The organism is Acidovorax sp. Root402, from assembly GCF_001425125.1.
Taxonomy (GTDB): Bacteria; Pseudomonadota; Gammaproteobacteria; order Burkholderiales; family Burkholderiaceae_C; genus Acidovorax; species Acidovorax delafieldii.
Genome location: NZ_LMDQ01000014.1, coordinates 300113 through 317663 on the forward strand (window position 1 = coordinate 300113; position 17551 = coordinate 317663).

The 17551-nt window shown below is 67.6% G+C and carries 13 protein-coding genes; 9 read left to right on the forward strand and 4 right to left on the reverse strand.

Annotation, left to right across the window (positions count from 1 at the left end):
- The first annotated feature begins 12 nt into the window (after nucleotides 1–12).
- From ASC83_RS12580 to ASC83_RS12590, 3 genes are all read left to right on the forward strand, one after another.
- Nucleotides 13–726: a protein-L-isoaspartate O-methyltransferase gene (locus ASC83_RS12580; RefSeq protein ID WP_056062889.1), complete on the forward strand. Its 714-nt coding sequence runs from the start codon at nucleotides 13–15 to the stop codon at nucleotides 724–726.
- Between the two features lie 33 nt (nucleotides 727–759).
- Nucleotides 760–1113 carry a rhodanese-like domain-containing protein gene (locus ASC83_RS12585; RefSeq protein ID WP_055401749.1) on the forward strand — a complete coding sequence of 118 codons (354 nt, stop codon included), beginning with the start codon at nucleotides 760–762 and terminating at the stop codon, nucleotides 1111–1113.
- Between the two features lie 117 nt (nucleotides 1114–1230).
- Entirely contained in the window at nucleotides 1231–2565 is a 1335-nt protein-coding gene (locus ASC83_RS12590) for a TolC family outer membrane protein (RefSeq protein ID WP_056062892.1), read from the forward strand.
- Between the two features lie 52 nt (nucleotides 2566–2617).
- Here ASC83_RS12590 and ASC83_RS12595 read toward each other — a convergent pair whose 3' ends face one another.
- From ASC83_RS12595 to ASC83_RS12605, 3 genes are read right to left on the reverse strand one after another with little or no spacing between them, the layout of a single operon-like run.
- Complete coding sequence (locus tag ASC83_RS12595; RefSeq protein ID WP_056062895.1) at nucleotides 2618–3991, reverse strand: 3-deoxy-D-manno-octulosonic acid transferase; 1374 nt, start codon at nucleotides 3989–3991, stop codon at nucleotides 2618–2620.
- Nucleotides 3988–4767, reverse strand: a complete 780-nt coding sequence (locus ASC83_RS12600) for a carbon-nitrogen hydrolase family protein (protein WP_056062898.1) — start codon at nucleotides 4765–4767, stop codon at nucleotides 3988–3990. Before ASC83_RS12600 ends, ASC83_RS12595 begins: the two co-directional genes overlap by 4 nt.
- A 20-nt stretch (nucleotides 4768–4787) precedes the next feature.
- A complete protein-coding gene (locus ASC83_RS12605; protein WP_056062901.1) occupies nucleotides 4788–6176 on the reverse strand; it encodes a phosphomannomutase/phosphoglucomutase in 1389 nt (462 codons plus the stop codon).
- A gap of 162 nt (nucleotides 6177–6338) precedes the next feature.
- On the opposite strand from ASC83_RS12605, the gene ASC83_RS12610 reads away from it, so the two are divergent.
- From ASC83_RS12610 to ASC83_RS12630, 5 genes are all read left to right on the forward strand, one after another.
- On the forward strand, nucleotides 6339–7940 hold the full coding sequence (locus tag ASC83_RS12610; RefSeq protein ID WP_056062904.1) for a DNA-3-methyladenine glycosylase 2 family protein: 1602 nt from the start codon (nucleotides 6339–6341) through the stop codon (nucleotides 7938–7940).
- A gap of 80 nt (nucleotides 7941–8020) precedes the next feature.
- Nucleotides 8021–8572, forward strand: a complete 552-nt coding sequence (locus ASC83_RS12615) for a methylated-DNA--[protein]-cysteine S-methyltransferase (RefSeq protein WP_056062906.1) — start codon at nucleotides 8021–8023, stop codon at nucleotides 8570–8572.
- The gene (locus ASC83_RS12620; protein WP_056062909.1) at nucleotides 8569–9495 is read left to right on the forward strand and encodes a DMT family transporter; all 927 of its coding nucleotides are present in this window, start codon (nucleotides 8569–8571) and stop codon (nucleotides 9493–9495) included. Before ASC83_RS12615 ends, ASC83_RS12620 begins: the two co-directional genes overlap by 4 nt.
- Before the next feature lie 157 nt (nucleotides 9496–9652).
- Nucleotides 9653–13474, forward strand: a complete 3822-nt coding sequence (locus tag ASC83_RS12625) for an EAL domain-containing protein (RefSeq protein WP_056062911.1) — start codon at nucleotides 9653–9655, stop codon at nucleotides 13472–13474.
- Nucleotides 13475–13567: 93 nt separating this feature from the next.
- On the forward strand, nucleotides 13568–14014 hold the full coding sequence (locus tag ASC83_RS12630) for a GNAT family N-acetyltransferase (protein WP_056062914.1): 447 nt from the start codon (nucleotides 13568–13570) through the stop codon (nucleotides 14012–14014).
- Nucleotides 14015–14039: 25 nt separating this feature from the next.
- Here the strand turns inward: ASC83_RS12630 and ASC83_RS12635 are convergent, their stop codons facing one another.
- A complete protein-coding gene (locus ASC83_RS12635) occupies nucleotides 14040–15941 on the reverse strand; it encodes a propionate--CoA ligase (protein WP_056062917.1) in 1902 nt (633 codons plus the stop codon).
- Nucleotides 15942–16127: 186 nt separating this feature from the next.
- Between ASC83_RS12635 and chrA the strand changes: the two genes are divergently transcribed.
- A complete protein-coding gene (gene chrA, locus ASC83_RS12640; protein ID WP_056062920.1) occupies nucleotides 16128–17480 on the forward strand; it encodes a chromate efflux transporter in 1353 nt (450 codons plus the stop codon).
- Nucleotides 17481–17551: the final 71 nt, after the last annotated feature.

Sequence of the window (17551 nt, forward strand, 5' to 3'; positions counted from 1 at the left end):
CGGAGAAATCCCATGAACCTGCCCCTGAACACGTCCGCCAACATCAGCGATCCCATCGCCCAGGCCCGCTACAACATGATCGAGCAGCAGATCCGCCCCTGGAACGTGCTCGATGCTGACGTGCTGGACCTGCTGGCCGTGGTGCGCCGCGAAGACTTTGTGCCCCCGGCCTACCGCAGCATGGCCTTCATGGACATTGAAGTCCCCCTGCTGGGCACGGACGCTGAAGAAGCCGTGCGCAAAGGCCACAGCATGCTGCAACCCCGCGTGGAAGCGCGCGTCCTGCAAGACCTGCGGATTTTGCCCACCGACCGCGTGCTCGAAATCGGCGCCGGCTCGGGCTACATGGCCGCCCTGCTGGCCGCCCGTGCCGAACGTGTGGTGTCCCTCGAAATCCACCCCGAGCTGGCCGAAATGGCCCGCGAGAACCTGCGCGATGCTGGCGTGCAGAACGCCGACGTGCGCCAGGGCGACGGTGCCCGCGATGCCATCCCTGACGGCCCGTTTGACGTGATTGTGCTCAGCGGCTCCGTGGCCGAGGTGCCCAGCCACCTGCTGTCCCTGCTGCGCGATGGGGGCCGCCTGGGCGCCATCGTGGGTGGCGAGCCCGTGATGCGTTTCACCCTGACCCGCCGCACCGGCGACCGCTTTGAGAACACATCGCCCTGGGACACCATCGCGCCGCGCCTGGTGAACTTCCCCGAGCCCTCTGGCTTCACGTTCTGACCCCCTGCCCTTCGGTTGCCTTCGGAGTTTTGCATGATCGATCACGTCCGCCCCGCCCAGCTGTCTGCCTGGTTTGCCGCTGCACCTGAAGGCAGCCAGCCCCTGGTGCTGGACGTGCGTGAGCCCTGGGAGCTGCAGACCGCCAGCGTGCGCGCCGACGGGTTTGAGCTGGTGGCCATCCCCATGGGCGAGTTGCCCGCGCGGCTGGCCGAGCTGGAGCCCGCCCGCCAGGCGCAACGTCCTATTGCCTGCCTGTGCCACCACGGCGCCCGCAGCCTGCGCGTGGCCTCGTTCTTGCAGCACCACGGGTTCGAGCATCTGGCCAACATCACCGGCGGTATTGACGCCTGGTCGCACGAAAGCGATCCGGCGGTGCCGCGCTACTGACGCCCTTTGTGGTTGATGGACCGTTGTTGATGGACCGCACTTGCCGCACCCATGCCCCAGTGCTGCCCGCCGCTGCCCACCCCGATTCGATTCGCAGACTCTTCCGAAGGACCCCCAATGACACCGTTTAGGCCCCTGTCCCTGTCCATCCTGTCCCTGGCGCTGGGCGCAGCGCTGTGTGCGCCAGCCCAGGCCCAAAGCCTGCTGCAGCTGGTGGAATCGGCCCGCACCTATGACACGGCCTGGCAGTCGGCGCGTGCGCAACTGGACGCCGCAGCCCGCAAGGCCGACCAGGCCCGCGCCGGCCTGCTGCCTTCCGCCGCACTCACCGGGGGCCTCACCCGCTCCAACGTGGAGCTGAGCAAACCCAAGATCGAGAACGCCGGCACGGCACAGACCGTGGGGGTCAATGCCTCCCAGCCGCTGTACCGGCCTGCCAATCGCATCACGCTGGAACAAGGCCAGCGCGGCGTGGACGTGGCCCAGGCCCAGCTGGATGCCGCCACCCAAGACCTGCTGGTGCGGGTGAGCCAGGCTTACTTCGACGTGCTGGCTGCGCAAGACACCCTGACCTTTGTGCAGGCCCAAAAGGCCGCCGTGTCCGAGCAACTGGCCGCCGCCAAGCGCAATTTCGAGGTCGGCACCACCACGGTGACCGATTCGCGTGAAGCCCAGGCCCGCTACGACCTGGTGATTGCCCAGGAGATCGCCGCCGAGAACGATCTGCGCGTCAAGCGCCTGGCGCTGGACCAGCTGGTCGGCATCGCCGGCACCAAGCCGCAGCCCCTGGCACTGCCGGTGCAACTGCCTGGCGTAGTGCCGGACAACCTTGCCACCTGGGTGGACACCGCCCGCGACCAGCAGCCCGGCGTGCGCCAGGCCGCCATTGCGCTGGACATTGCGCGGCTGGAGACCAAAAAAGCCGAAACCGGCCACCTGCCCACGGTGGACCTGCAGGCGGGCTACAACGTCACGCGCAACCTGCACGGCACCATCACCTCGCCCGGAGTCACGGCCCGCAGCAATGCCGCCAGCGTGGGCGTGGCGCTGAACTTGCCCCTGTTTGCAGGCTTTGCCGTGCAAAACCGCGTGAAGGAAACCCTGGCCCTCGAAACCAAGGCCGAGGCCGACCTCGAAACCGCCCGCCGCAACGTGGCCCAGGCCACGCGCGCAGCGTTCTACGGCGTGCAGTCCGGCCAGGGCCAGGTGCAGGCCCTGGAAGCGGCCGAAGCCTCCAGCCAGAGCGCGCTGGACGCCAACAAGCTGGGCTACCAGGTGGGTGTGCGCATCAACATCGACGTGCTCAACGCCCAAAGCCAGCTCTACCAGACCAAACGTGACCTGGCCCAGGCCCGCTACAACGTGCTGCTGGGCGGGCTCAAGCTGCGCCAGGCGGCAGGCACGCTGTCGCAGCAGGACATCGAAGCGGTCAACGCACTGCTGGCCAAGTAATTGGTCCTTGCACCCCGCGCCGGGGTGCATCCCGTGCATGAATTGCTGAGGCCTAGTGCAGGCCGCCCTCAGGCTGCACCATCGCCACAATCGCACGCGCCGTGGCCTGCGCGGCCCCTCGGTGCGTGGCGGCAAACCGGGTGGCCCGCTCGCTGGCCTCTTCGTGCGCGTGGGCGTCCCCCGCCAGCGCTGCAGCCTGTGCCATTCCTTGTGCGAGGTCGGGCACCCGCTGTGCTGCCCCCGCCGCGCACGCCAGTTCGGCCGCCTCGGCAAAGTTGAAGGTGTGCGGGCCCAGCACCACGGGGCAACCGCAGGCAGCGGCCTCGATCAGGTTCTGGCCGCCCAGTGGGGCGAAGCTCCCGCCCAGCAAGGCCACATCGGCCAGGCCGTAATACAACGCCATTTCGCCGATCGAGTCCCCCAGCCAGACGTCAGCGGCCGCAGGTGCCGCAGCCCAGGTGCTGCGGCGCGACACCGACAGGCCGGCCCGCTGCAGCAGCTGGTGGACCTCGTCAAACCGCTGCGGGTGGCGCGGCACGATGAGCCATTGCACGGGGGAAAGATCACCGCCAGATGCTTCACTATTGATAGCTGCCAAGGCATGATCCACTGGCGCTTGGGGCGATTTTTGCCGTATTTTCTGGATCTGCTCCAGCCACATGGCTTCCTCGCCCTCGCGGCTGCTGGCCAGCAAGACCACCGGGCGGCCGGTGCGCGTGCGCCACTCGCGGCCCCGCTCCAGCAGCTGTGCGTCGGGCACCACGTCAAACTTGAGGTTGCCCAGCACACCACGCACCGGCGCGCCCATGGCCGCGAGCCGCGTGGCGTCTTCCTGCGTCTGGGCCCAGACTGCCGTCAGGCCGCCATACGCAGGACGTGCCAGGGCTGACAGGCGCTGCGCCTTGCGCAGCGATATCTCGTTGAAGCGCGCATTGGCCAGCACCAGCGGAATGCGCCGCTGCCGGCAGCCCGCCACCAGGTTGGGCCACACCTCGGTTTCCATCAGGATGCCGATGGCCGGGCGGAACTTGCGCAAAAACCGACCCACGGCGCCCGGCGTGTCCCAGGGCTGCCACACCTGCACGTCGCCGGGCAGCAGCAGCTTTTCTCCCTCGGCCCGCCCTGTGGCGGTGCCGTGGGTGAGCAACAGGCGCATGCCTGGCAGCTGTTCACGCAACTGGGCCAGCAAGATGGCGGCGGCCCGGGTTTCGCCCAGCGACACGGCATGCACCCACACAAACCGCCCCAGCGGGTCGGTGCTGCTGTGGGGCATCAGGCTGTCGATGGGTGCCGGGTAGCGGCCAAAGCGCTCTCCTACCGCGTAGGCGTAGCCCGGCTCGGCCACTGCACGGCGGCGCAGCTTGCGGCGCAGCAGCGGCTGCGCGCTCCAGGTCAGCAGCGAATACAGGGCCCGCGCGGCGTTCATGCGGGCACAGACAGGCTCAGCACACCACCCGCCCAGCCGCTATCGCTGCGCTGTGCCCAGACGATGCAGTGCGCGTCACCCGGCGCAGCCACCACACAGCGGCCACCGGGCGCCCAGAAGGCGCTGCGCCCCGCACTCACGTAGCCACCGGACGTGCCGCTGTAGTTGGCGGCAAGCACCGCCATGTCGTGGTCACAAGCGTAGCCTTCCAGCATGGCCGATTCGGCCGCATAGGCCTTTTCAGAGATCAGCACGCCCGCCGCATACAGGGCCGCGCCCGCTCCACGGGCCGCCTGGGCATGCTCGGGATGGGTGATGTCGGCGCACACGGCCAGTGCCGTGGGCTCGCCGGCCACCAGTTGCACCTGCGCGTCGTCCGTGCCCGCGCTGGCAAATTGCTCTTCGCTGTCGTGCAGATGGCGCTTGCGGTACAGCGCCACGCTGCCGTCCTGCCCCAACAGCCAGGCACCAATGGCGGGCAATGCGCCCTGCTGCGCAGGCTCAGCCGGAGCACCCACCACCAGGGCCATGCCATGGCTTTGGGCGGCCTGGCGCAAGGCCCGCAGCACGGGGTGGTCGGCCGTCAGTACATGGTCTGCCATGAGCGCGGGCTCGTAGCCCATGAGCGACAGCTCCGGGAACTGCAGCAGTTGCACGCCCTGGTGGGCGGCAGCCCGCACGCAGGCCAGGTGCGTTTGCAGGTTGCGCTCCAAGTCGCCCGGCGCCGACGGCGTCTGGGCGGCAGCGACACACAGGGGGGTGGAGAGCGACAGCATCGGGCGTGCGGCAGGCAATATCAGTGGCTGGCTGCGCCCACATGGGCGTCGGGCTTGACCCGGTGCAGCAGCGCCAGCATGGCAGCCTCGATGCGGGCCAGGGCTTCGGGCGTGTGGCCCTCAAAGCGCAGCACCAGCACGGGGGTGGTGTTGCTGGCGCGGATCAGGCCAAAGCCATCGGGCCAGTCCACGCGCAAGCCATCGATGTTGCTGATGGCGGCGGGCGCGGCAAAGGTTTCTGCGGCCAGGGCCTGCAGCTCGGCCGTCAGGCGGTGCGGCTCGCCCTCGGCACAGGCCACGTTCAGCTCGGGGGTCGAGAAGCTGGTGGGCAGCGCGTTCAGCACGGCGCTCGGGTCGCTGCTGCGGCTCAGGATCTCCAGCAGGCGGCAGCCGGCATAGGTACCGTCGTCAAAGCCGTACCAGCGCTCCTTGAAGAAGATGTGGCCGCTCATCTCGCCACCCAGGGGAGAGTTCGTCTCCTTCATGCGCGCCTTGATCAGCGAGTGGCCGGTCTTGAACATCACCGGCACGCCACCGGCCGCTGCAATGGCGGGCGCCAGGCGCTGGGTGCACTTCACGTCAAAGATGATCTCGCCGCCGGGCACGCGCGAAAGCACGTCTTGCGCAAACAACATCATCTGGCGGTCGGGGAAGATGTTGGTGCCGTCCTTGGTCACAATGCCCAGGCGGTCGCCGTCGCCGTCAAAGGCCAGGCCCAGTTCGGCATCGCTGGCCTTCAGGGCGTCGATCAGGTCACGCAGGTTTTCAGGTTTGCTCGGGTCGGGGTGGTGATTGGGGAAGTTGCCGTCCACCTCCGAGAACAGCTCGATCACCTCGCAGCCCAGCCCACGGAAGATGGCGGGGGCCGACGCGCCGGCAATGCCGTTGCCGCAGTCCACCACGATCTTGAGCGGCCGGGCCAGCTTCACGTCACCCACAATGCGTTCGCGGTACGCGGGCAGCACATCCACATGGCGGACCGAGCCACCGGCCAGCAGTTGCCAGCTTTCCTGCTCCATGGTGCGGCGCAGGCCCTGGATCTCATCACCATAGATGGCGCGGCCGTTCAGCACCATCTTGAAGCCGTTGTAGTCCTTGGGGTTGTGGCTGCCGGTGACCTGGATACCACTGGTGCACAGCGTGCTGGCCGCAAAGTAGAGCAGCGGCGTGGTGACCAGGCCCACGTCGATCACCTCGATGCCCGCCTCCACCAGCCCCCGGATCAGCGCCGCCGACATGGCCGGGCCCGACAGGCGCCCATCGCGCCCCACCGCCACGGTGGTCTGCCCTTCCGCGCGTGCTGCGGTGCCAAAGGCCCGGCCCAGGCCCAGGGCCACGTCTTCGTTCAGGGTGGACGGCACGATGCCGCGGATGTCATAGGCTTTGAAGATGGCGGGGGTCGGTTGCACGCAGGGGGGCCTTTCGTGATGGGGTTGAAAAGTCCGCTGCATTGTAGGCGGCGGCCCTGGGGGTGTTTGTCAGTCGATGCCTCAGGCGTGCGCCCTGCCCTTGCCAAAGGCACAGGTCCGAAAACGGCCAGTGGTGCGAAGCCAGGCTCCTATGATCTGCCCATGACCCCGACCGCTCCCCCCTCGTACACCGCCACGGATGTGGCATCCGACGAAGGCCGCTACCTGGCGCTGCAGGCGCGCGACGCGCGGTTTGACGGGCATTTTTTCACCGGAGTGACCTCCACCGGCATCTACTGCCGCCCCGTCTGCGCCGTGCGCACACCCCGGCGCGAGAACTGCCGGTTTTTTGCGCTGGCGGCGCAGGCCGAAAGCGCCGGGTTTCGCCCCTGCCTGCGCTGCCGGCCGGAGCTGGCCCCCCAGGCGATGGTGTGGTCGGTGCAGGACGCCAGCGGCATCTTGGTCCAGCAAGCCGTGCGCCTGCTGGACGCGCCCGACCTCTGGCCCACACCGGCCGCACCCGGCGAGGGCAGCGCCACCGTGGCCCGCCTGGCCGAGCGGCTGGGCGTGAGCGACCGGCACCTGCGCCGCATTTTTGAAGCGGCCGTGGGCGTATCGCCGCTGCAATATCTGCAGACACGGCGGTTGCTCACGGCCAAGCAGCTGCTCACCGACACCGCCATGCCCGTGACGCAGGTCGCACTGGCCAGCGGGTTCGCCAGCGTGCGCCGCTTCAATGCCGCCTTTGTGGGGCATTACGGGCTCAACCCCACCCAGCTGCGGCGCAACGGGGGTGGCAGCGCCGCATCGGGCGCGGGGCGCACCAGCGCTGTGCGCCTGGCGTGGCGCCCGCCACTGGACGTGGCGGCGTTGCTGGCCTTTTTTGAAAAGCGGCAGTTCCATGGCGTGGAGTGCGTGGTGCATGGTGCGGACGGCCCCGGCCTGCGCCGCACCGTGCGGCTGGCCAGGACCTGCACCGGCCTGCCGCAGGAGACCACCGGCTGGCTGAGTGCCCGTTTTGACCTGGCGCGCCATCAGGTGCTGCTGCAGACCAGCGACAGCCTGTACCCCGTGCTGCCGCTCGTCATCCGCCGTGTGCGTGCCATGCTCGACCTGGACGCCGACCCCGCAGCCATCAACGCCGTGCTGCACCCGCACTTTCCGGAGGGTGATGGCCTGCGTGTGCCCGGAGCGTTTGACGGCTTTGAGCTGGCCGTGCGCGCCGTGCTGGGCCAGCAGATCACCGTGGCGGCCGCGCGCACGCTGGGCCAGCGGCTGGTGGAGCGGCTGGGTGAACCCATCGCCACGCCCTGGCCCGGGCTGCACCGGCTGTTTCCCACCGCAGCCACCCTGGCCTGCTCCGATGGCGACACGCTGGGCCAGCTGGGCATCGTGCGCCAGCGTCAGGCGGCCATCGTGGCACTGGCCCGCGCGGTGGACAGCGGCACCCTGCCCCTGCACGCGGGGGCCGACGTGCCCAGCACTACCGCCGCCCTGTGCGCCCTGCCTGGCATTGGTGACTGGACGGCGCAGTACATCGCGATGCGGGTGCTGCGCTGGCCCGACGCCTTTCCGGCGGGGGACGTGGCGCTGCACAAGGCGCTGAGGGTGCAACAGCACAAGAACCCGGCACGCGCCGCGCAAGAGGCCTCGCAGGCCTGGCGCCCCTGGCGCAGCTATGCGGTGCTGCGGGCCTGGGCTGCTGGCAACAGCGGTGCCGGCACGCCTGCACCTGCCGACGCCCAGAAACTATCAAAACCATAGCACTTCAGGCAATAGGCAGTGGCGCATGGTGCCGATCTCGGATCAAAACCTCCCTCAATACCCTCTAACGACCTCTTCTCATGCAGTTTCACCCCCTCACCGCGCAGGCACGGGCCGACACCCCGCTGGGGCCCGTGCGGCTGGCCGCTTCCCCCAACGGCTTGTCGGGCGTCTGGTTTGAAGGCCAGCGCCACGAGCCCACCGCCTACTTGCACGGTTCCGAGGCCTGGGCGTTGGCCCCTGGCGACCACCCTGTGCTGCAAGAAGCCGTCCACCAGCTGCAGCAATACCTGGGCGGGCAGCGCCAGCATTTCGACCTGCCGCTGGACCTGTCGGGGGGCACGGCATTTCAGCAATCGGTGTGGCGCGCGCTGCTGCAGATTGACCGGGGCCAGACCATCAGCTACGGCACGCTGGGCCGCCAGCTGGGCAACCCCAGCGCCGTGCGGGCCGTGGGTGCCGCCGTGGGCCGCAACCCGCTGAGCGTGGTGGTGCCCTGCCACCGTGTGCTGGGTGCCGATGGCAGCCTGACGGGCTATGCAGGCGGCCTCGATCGCAAGAGGGCTTTGTTGACGCTGGAGAATGCACCCCTTTTGGCCGCCGCAGCCCACCCCATGAAAGCCACCGCATGAACAGCCCCGCCACCCGGCCCGTCTCCACCTGGATCGGCGAATTCATCCTGCTGGCCGCACTCTGGGGCGCGTCGTTCCTGTTCATGCGCCTGGGCGCGTCCGACTTTGGTCCCCTGCCCACCGCCGGCCTGCGGGTGGCGTTGGCCACGGTGTTCCTGTGGCCCATCATGCTGCGCCAGGGCCACTGGCCTGCGCTGCGCCAGCACTGGCGGCCCATCCTGTTTGCGGGGGTCATCAATTCGGCGATTCCGTTCTCGCTGTTTTCCTGGGCGGTGCTGCACATCGCCACGGGCCTGACCTCTATCCTCAACGCCACGGTGCCGCTGTTTGGTGCGCTGATCGCCTGGGTGTGGCTGGGCGACCGCATCAACCGTCTGCGCTGGGTGGGCCTGGCCCTGGGTTTTGTGGGCGTGGCCCTGTTGGCATGGCGCGCACCCGCCGGCACCGGGTTCAAGACCGACCACGCCCACCGGGCGATTGCAGCCTGCCTGCTGGCGTCGGCGTTCTATGGCGTGTCGGCCAGTTTTGCGCGGCGCCACCTCACGGGGCTGCCGCCATTGGCCACGGCCGCAGGCAGCCAGCTGGGTGCAGCGCTGGGCCTGGCCTTGCCCACGCTGTGGCTGTGGCCGGCGCAGATGCCCGGTGTACGCGCCTGGGCGGCCATCCTGGCCATTGCCGTGCTGTGCACCGGCATTGCCTACATCCTGTACTTTCGCCTGATCGAGCACGCGGGCCCCAGCCGCGCGCTGGCCGTGACCTTCATCACCCCGGTGTTCGCTGTGCTGTATGGCACGCTGTTCCTGGGCGAGACCATCACGCCGTGGATGGTGGGCTGCGCGCTGGTGATCGTGTGCGGCACTTTGTTGTCAACCGGACTTATCAGGACGCTGCGGCCCGCCCGGCCCACCTCAGAACAGGCCTAAACTTGGCGGATGGTTTTTTTATCGGGTGCATGCCTTCTGAGCAAGGCCACATGCGGCACAGGTCGCGACATGCACCCGCTCCTTCTTTTGGCTTGTTCGCCACTTTTCAGACCCGCAGCCGACCGCTTCAGCGACCAGACCACCCAGGGAAAACACCATGGGTAACAACACGCTGCTGGCGGGCACTGCCCTCATGCTGCTGCTGCTGGTGCCGGTCTGGCTGTCGCCGCAGGAGTCTCTGCACCCGTCCCGGCGCACCCTGATCCTGCTGGGCGTGGCGGGCGGGCTGGTTTCCATCGCAGCTTTCGAGGCGCTGCGCTGGAATGCGCCGGAACTCCACATCGTGGCCTACCCCACCGCCACGGCGTTCGTGGCGCTGTTTTTTGGCGTGCCGGCGGCGGCCATCACCGCCGTGCTGGCCTTGCAGGCCGCGCTCTGGACAGACACCTCGGCCGTCTGGCCCGCCACCACCGTTCTGGGCGGCGCGCTGGCTACCGGCTGGGCGTGGCGCAGCCTGGGCCAGCGCTGGGCCTGGCCCGACTGGGCGCCACTGGCCGGACTGACCCTCACACTGCCGCTCGTGGTTTCGCTGGTCACAACGGCCACCAGCACGGCCCCTGAAGGCACCAGCAACATGCACTGGCACCATGGCGCTGGCGTGCTGATGCTCGGGATTGGCTGGCTGGTGATTGCCAGCCGGGCCCGCGCCGAGCTGGCGCGCAACGAGATCCAGCAGACGCTGGGCCAGCAGGAGCACCAGCTGCGCCTGGCGCTGGATGCCCTGGGCGGCGGCCGCTGGGAATGGGATGTGGTCGAACGCCGGTTTTTCTGTGATGGCCGGTTTTACGAGGCCTATGGCATTACCAGTGCCGACTTTCAGTCGCCCGACCTCTGGCAGCGCTGGTACGCCCGGCGCCACCCGCTGGACGCTGAACGCAATGCCGCCAAGCTGGCCCGTGCCATGGACGGGCTAGAGGAAAGCTACGAGGCCGAGTTCCGCGTGATGGACACCCAGGGGCGGTGGCGCTGGCTGATGTCCCGTGGCACCGTCGCCCGGCGCGATACGCAGGGGCGCCCGGCCAGCCTGATCGGCATGGACGTGGACATCACCGCCCACCGCGAGACCGAGGAGGCCCTTCAGTCTGCCGAGGCCAAATACACCACCTTCTACCAGACGCTGCCCGACCCGGCAGGCATCACCCGCATAGCCGACGGGCGCTACATCGATGTGAACCCGGCGTTCTGCGAGCTGCTGGGCTTCACACGCGAGGAGGTCCTGGGCCGCACCTCCTCGGAGCTGCACATCTGGGCCAACGAGCACGAGCGCAAGCGGCTGCTGGACACCTATCAGCGAGAAGGCAAGGTGGACCGGTTGCCCCTGGTTGCGCAAAGCAAGGGGGTGCAGGTTCCGGGCCTGATGTCGGCACGCTCTGTGCTTGTGAATGGCGAAAACTGCTTTGTTTTCGTTTTCCACGACATGACCGAAGCCCAACGCACCAGCGACGAACTTCGGGCGCTCTACAACCAGCTGCAGCAAGCCGGCCGACTGGCCCGGCTGGGCGCATGGGAGGACGAGCGTGGCCGTGGCCTGGTGTACTGGTCGGACGTGTGTTTTGACATCCACGGCCTGTCGCCCAACCAGCCGCCCCCCAGCGACTACATCGACCGCCATGTGGCCCCGCAGTACCGCGAGCCGCTGCGCGAAAAGTTCCGCCAGAGCATCCGTTCACGCGCTGAGTGGAGCATGGAGATGGAGGTTTATCACGCCGACGGCCATCTTTTTTGGGTGCGCGCCCGGGGCGAGCCGGTGATCGAGAACGGCCGCGTGGTCAGGGTGCGCGGCGTGATGCAGGACATCGACGAGGCCAAGCGTGCCGAGCAGCGCCTGCGCCAGTCCGAGGAGCGCTTCTCGCGCATCTTCCATCTCATGCCCTACCCCATGGGCCTGTCGCACCGCAGCGATGGCCGCTATGTGGACCTCAACCCTGCCTGGGTCGAGATGCTGGGCATTCCCCGCGAGGAAGCCATTGGCCGCACCGCCGTCGAGCTGGGCATCTTCACCGCCGAAGACCGCCAGCGCCTGATGGAGCAGGTCAGCCAGAACGGCCACCTCAGCGATTACGAAGTGACCTTGAACGTGCGCAATGGCCCCCGGCGCACCGTGCTGCAGTCCATGCGCGCTACCGAGTTCGATGGCGAGCCCTGCTGGTTGTTTTCGGTGCACGACATCACCGACCGCAAGCGCAACGAGGTGCAGGTGCGTGAACGCGAGGCCCTGCTGTCGCTCACCATCTCCGCCGCATCGCTGGGCCTGTGGGACTGGGACCTGCAGACCGGCCTGGTCACGGGCGACCGCCGCTGGCGTGCCATGCGCGGGCTGCCGGTGACCGGCGACACCTCGGCGGCCGTGCAATGGACCACGGCCATTGCGCCGGACGACATCGACCGCATCACCACCGAGCTGTCGCGCCACACCGCCCACCTAGGCACCCCGTTTGACGCCACCTGGCGGCTGAACCAGCCCAACGAGCCGGTGCGCTGGGTGCGCAACCTGGGCAAGATCGTGGGCTTTGACGAGCAAGGCCGCCCGGCCCGCATGCTCGGTGTGGCCATCGACGTGACCCCCCAGCGCGAGCAGGAGGTCATGCTGCAGCGCCTGGCGCTGTACGACGCCCTCACCGGCCTGCCCAACCGGGTGTTGCTGGCGCGCAAGCTGCAGGAATGCATGGCCCAGGCCCGCGACACCGGCAAGCAGCTGGGTGTGGCCTACCTCGACCTGGACGGCTTCAAGCCCGTCAACGACCGCCTGGGCCACGGGGCGGGCGACCGCCTGCTGGTGGTGGTGGCCGGGCGGCTCACGCGCGCACTGCAGCCGCTGGACACGGTGGCCCGGCTGGGAGGCGACGAGTTCGTGATCCTCATGCCTGGCCTCGGCTCGGTGAGCGACTGCGAACGCATGCTGGAACGCGTGATGGAAAGCGTTTCGGCCCCCTACACGCTGGACACCGAGCGCGTGGTCGTCACGGCCAGCATCGGCTACACCATCTTCCCGCAGGACGACGCCGACGCCGACACCCTGCTGCGCCATGCCGACCAGGCCATGTATGCGGCCAAGCAGGCGGGGCGCAACCGCTTCCACCAGTTTGACGCCGCCCAGGAGCGCGCCCTGCAGCTGCTGCGCGCGCAGGGGCACTACCTGCGCGAGGCACTGGCGCAAGCCCAGTTCATCCTGTACCTGCAGCCCAAGGTGGACATGCGCAGTGGCACGGTGGTGGGCGCCGAAGTGCTCTCACGCTGGCAGCACCCCGAGCGCGGCCTGGTGCCTCCCGGCGAGTTCTTGCCGCTGCTGGAGGGCACCGATCTGGAGATCGGCTTTGGCGAATGGGTGGCAGAGGCCGCGCTCACGGTGCTGGAGCAGCTGCAGGACCGGGGCATGCCCATGCCGCTGAGCATCAACATTGCTGCCCAGCACCTGCAACAACCAGACTTTGCCGACTGGGTGGCCGGCTGTCTGGCGCGCCACCCCCGGGTGCCCGCGCACCTGGTCGAGATCGAGATCACCGAAAGCGCCGCCCTGTACGACCTGAGCGCCGTCGCCGACACCCTGAACGCCCTGCGCGCCATGGGCGTGACGGTGGCGCTGGACGACTTTGGCACCGGCTATTCGTCGCTGACCTACCTGCGCCGCCTGCCCATGGACACGCTCAAGATCGATCAGAGCTTTGTGCACGGCATGATGGGCGACCCGGGGGATCTGGCCATCGTGCAGGGTGTGATCGGCCTGGCACGCTCGTTCGGCTACCGGGTGATCGCCGAAGGGGTGGAAACCGTCGAACAGGGGCAGATGCTGCTGCAGCTGGGCTGCCTGCAGGCGCAGGGCTACTGCATTGCCCGGCCCATGCCGCTGGAGGATTTCATCGGCTGGACGCCCACCTGGCAGCCGCCTGCGGGGTGGCAGCGAAACCGGCCGGTTTTGTAGCATTAAAACTTTCCCATGCGCTAGTATCGTATGCGTCAGCAGCTATTATTTTGATAGCAACCAAGCATATTCTTCGCCCCCTGGAGGCTGGCCTTGAACATCCGTGAACTCAGCGCCGAAGACCTGGCCCCCCTGCTCAGTCTGTACACCCACCTGCACGCGCAAGACGACCCGCTGCCCCCACTACCCGAGGTGCAGACCGTGTGGGCCGAGGCGCTCGCCAACCCACGCATTCGGTACTTTGGTGGGTGGGATGAGGGTGTGCTGGTCTCGTCCTGCACGCTGACCGTCATCCCCAACCTCACGCGCGCATGCCGTCCCTACGGCGTCATCGAGAACGTCGTGACGCACTCGGCCCATCGCGGCCAGGGCTGGGGGCATGCGCTGCTGCAGCACGCCCTGGCCCATGCCTGGCGGGAGCACTGCTACAAGGTCATGCTGATGACGGGCCGCAAGGACGAAAACACCCTGCGCTTTTACGAGCAGGCGGGGTTTGACCGGCAGGGTAAACAGGCATTTGTTGCCAGGCCACTGCAGTGACCCGCCGGCCCGGGCGGGCCTGAACTCAGCCCACCAGGTCCTTCACCTGCTGCAGCGCGGCCGGGTCTTCCATCGTCGTCAGGTCGCCCGGGTCGCGCCGCTCGGCCACGGCCTGCAGCGCGCGGCGCAGCAGCTTGCCGCTGCGGGTCTTGGGCAGCACGGTCACAAAGTACACGCGCGACGGCCGCGCCACGGCGCCCAGCTGGTGGTCCACCTGCTTCATCACCTCGCCTTCGAGCTTCAGGCGTGCAGCGTCATCGGTAAGCCCTGACGCATCGCGCGCCACGGCAAACGCCATCGCCACCTGGCCTTTCAGGCTGTCGGCCACGCCCACCACGGCCACTTCGGCAATGTTGGGGTGGGAGGCAATGCTCTCCTCGATCTCGCGCGTGCCCAGGCGGTGGCCGGCCACGTTGATCACATCGTCCGTGCGGCCCAGGATGAAGTGGTAGCCGTCGGCATCGCGGATGCCCCAGTCAAACGTGCTGTAGATGAGGCGGCCGGGGATGCTCTTCCAATAGGTGTTCACAAAGCGGGCGTCATCGCGCCACACCGTCTGCATGCAGCCGGGGGGCAGCGGGCCTTCGATGGCGACCACACCCTTCTGGTTGGCACCGGTCAGTTCTTCGCCCGTGGCCTCGTCGATCAGCTTCACGCCATAGCCATACATGGCTTTGCCGGGGCTGCCGAAGCGTGTGGTCTGCTGCTGAACGCCGTTGGCAAGGGTCAGGATGGGCCAGCCGGTTTCGGTCTGCCAGTAGTTGTCGATGATGGGCACGGCCAGCGCGTCGCTGATCCACTGGGCCGTGGGCTCGTCCAGCGGCTCGCCCGCCAACCACAGGGCTTTGAGGCTTTTCACGTTGTACTTGGCCAGATAGGCCGGGTCCTGCTTCTTCAGCACCCGCACCGCCGTGGGGGCCGAGAACATGTGCGTGACCTGGTACTTCTCGACGATGCTCCACCACACGCCCGCATCGGGCCGCGTGGGCAGGCCTTCGTACATGATGGTGGTCATGCCCGCGATCAGCGGGCCGTAGACGATGTAGCTGTGGCCCACCACCCAGCCGATGTCGCTGGTCGCAAAGTACACATCGCCCGCCTTGGCGTCAAAGATGTGCTTCATGCTTGCCGCCAGCGCTACCGTGTAGCCGCCGGTATCGCGCTGCACCCCCTTGGGCTTGCCGGTGGTGCCGCTGGTGTACAGCGTGTAGCTGGGGTGGGTGGATTCGACCCATTCGCAGGGCACCACGGTGTTCAGGTGCTGCTCTCGCAGCGGCGCCCATTCGTGGTCGCGGCCTGCCTGCAAGTGCATGGGGGCCAGGCCCCGGTTCACCATCAGCACGGCGCTGGGCTTGTGTTTGGACAACGCAATGGCTTCGTCCAGCAGCGGCTTGTACGGCACCACCTTGCCACCGCGCGACCCGGCATCGGCGCTGACCACGGCCACTGGCTCGGCATCTTCGATGCGCGAGGCCAGCGAGCCCGAGGCAAAGCCGCCAAACACCACCGAATGCAGAGCGCCAATGCGCACGCAGGCCAGCATGGCAAACGCGGCCTCGGCAATCATGGGCATGTAGATGAGCACGCGGTCGCCCTTCTTCACGCCCAGGCCTTGCAGCACCGCCGCCATGCGCTGCACCTCGGCATGCAATTCGGCAAAGCTGTAGCTGCGTTCGGTGTCGGTTTCTGTCGATATCGCCACCAGTGCCGCCTGGCTGGCGCGCGTGGCCAAGTGGCGGTCTACCGCGTTGTGGCACAGGTTGGTGGTGCCGCCCACAAACCATTTCGCAAACGGCGGGTTGCTGTAGTCGCACACCTGCTGCGGGGGCGTCTTCCAGTCGATCAACTTCGCCTGCTCGCTCCAGAAGGTGTCTCGGTGGTCGATGGACTGGCGGTAGAAGTCGGCGTAGGTGCTGTGTGCGGTCATTGTGGGTGTCTCCTCGGCATCTCTCTCGCCCTGCCAGGACAGCAGGTTTTGAATTCATAATTATTCATGACGGGCTTGCGGCAAACTGACGCAGCCAACCCTCTGCCTCGTCATCCATGGCTCCAGATGCAGCAGGCATATTGATATGTCGGCAAACGTCATACCGGCCTGTCACACTCCCGGACCATGCACCCAGCACCGTCCCCTGCCCCCACGTCCGTCCCGTTCCGCGACGCTTTTCTGTTCTGGCTGAAGCTCGGGTTCATCAGCTTCGGCGGGCCTGCAGGCCAGATCGCCATCATGCACGCCGAGCTGGTGGAACGCCGCCGCTGGATCAGCGAAAACCGCTTCTTGCACGCCCTCAACTACTGCATGCTGCTGCCTGGCCCCGAGGCGCAGCAGCTGGCCACCTACATCGGCTGGCTCATGCACCGCACCTGGGGCGGCATCGTGGCGGGGGCGCTGTTTGTGCTGCCCTCGCTGTTCATCCTGATCGGGCTGTCGTGGGTGTATCTGCGTTTTGGCGATGTGCCCGTGGTGGCGGGCATCTTCTACGGCATCAAGCCCGCCGTAACGGCACTGGTGCTGCATGCCGCGCACCGCATCGGCACCCGCGCGCTCAAGAACGGCTGGATGTGGGGCATCGCTGCCGCATCGTTTGTGGCGATCTTCGCGTTCCACACGCCCTTCCCCGCCATCGTGCTGGCGGCCGCGCTGATCGGCTACTTTGGCGCGCAACGCTGGCCCGCCTTGTTTGCACTGGGGGGCGGCCATGCCAATGCCCACAAGGGCTATGGCCCCGCGCTGATCGATGACGACACGCCAACGCCTGCCCATGCGCGCTTTTCTCGCGTCCACCTGGTCAAGGTGCTGGCGGCGGGGCTGGCGCTGTGGCTCGCCGCCATGGGCCTGCTGGTGGCTACCCAGGGCTGGCAAGGCACGCTCACGCAGATGGGATGGTTCTTCACCAAGGCAGCCATGCTCACCTTTGGGGGCGCCTATGCCGTGCTGCCTTATGTGTACCAGGGCGCGGTGGAGCACTACCAGTGGCTCAGCGGCCCGCAGATGATTGACGGCCTAGCACTGGGCGAGACCACCCCTGGCCCGTTGATCATGGTGGTGGCGTTTGTGGGTTTTGTGGGCGGCTGGCTGCAGCAGGTGTGGGGGCCGGACGCCCTCTTTGCAGGCGCCGTGGCTGCGGCCACGGTCGTGACCTTTGTGACCTTTTTGCCCTCATTCATCTTCATCCTGGCAGGCGGCCCGCTGGTGGAGGCCACGCACGGCAAGCTGGGATTTACCGCTCCGCTGTCAGCCATCACGGCTGCTGTGGTGGGCGTGATCCTGAACCTGGCGCTGTTTTTTGCCTACCACCTGCTGTGGCCACAAGGATTTGGCGGCCACTTCGATGCCGTGTCGGCGGTGATCGCCGTGGGTGCGCTGGTGGCACTGTTCCGCTTCAAGCTGGGCGTCATGCCGCTGCTGGGCGGCTGTGCCCTGGTGGGCCTGGCAGTCAAGCTGGCAACGCCCTACTTCGCCTGACCGGAACCTGCATCAATCACTATTATTTTGATAGCTGCCAGAGCATGAAAATCGTGAACTAGCAGCCAATT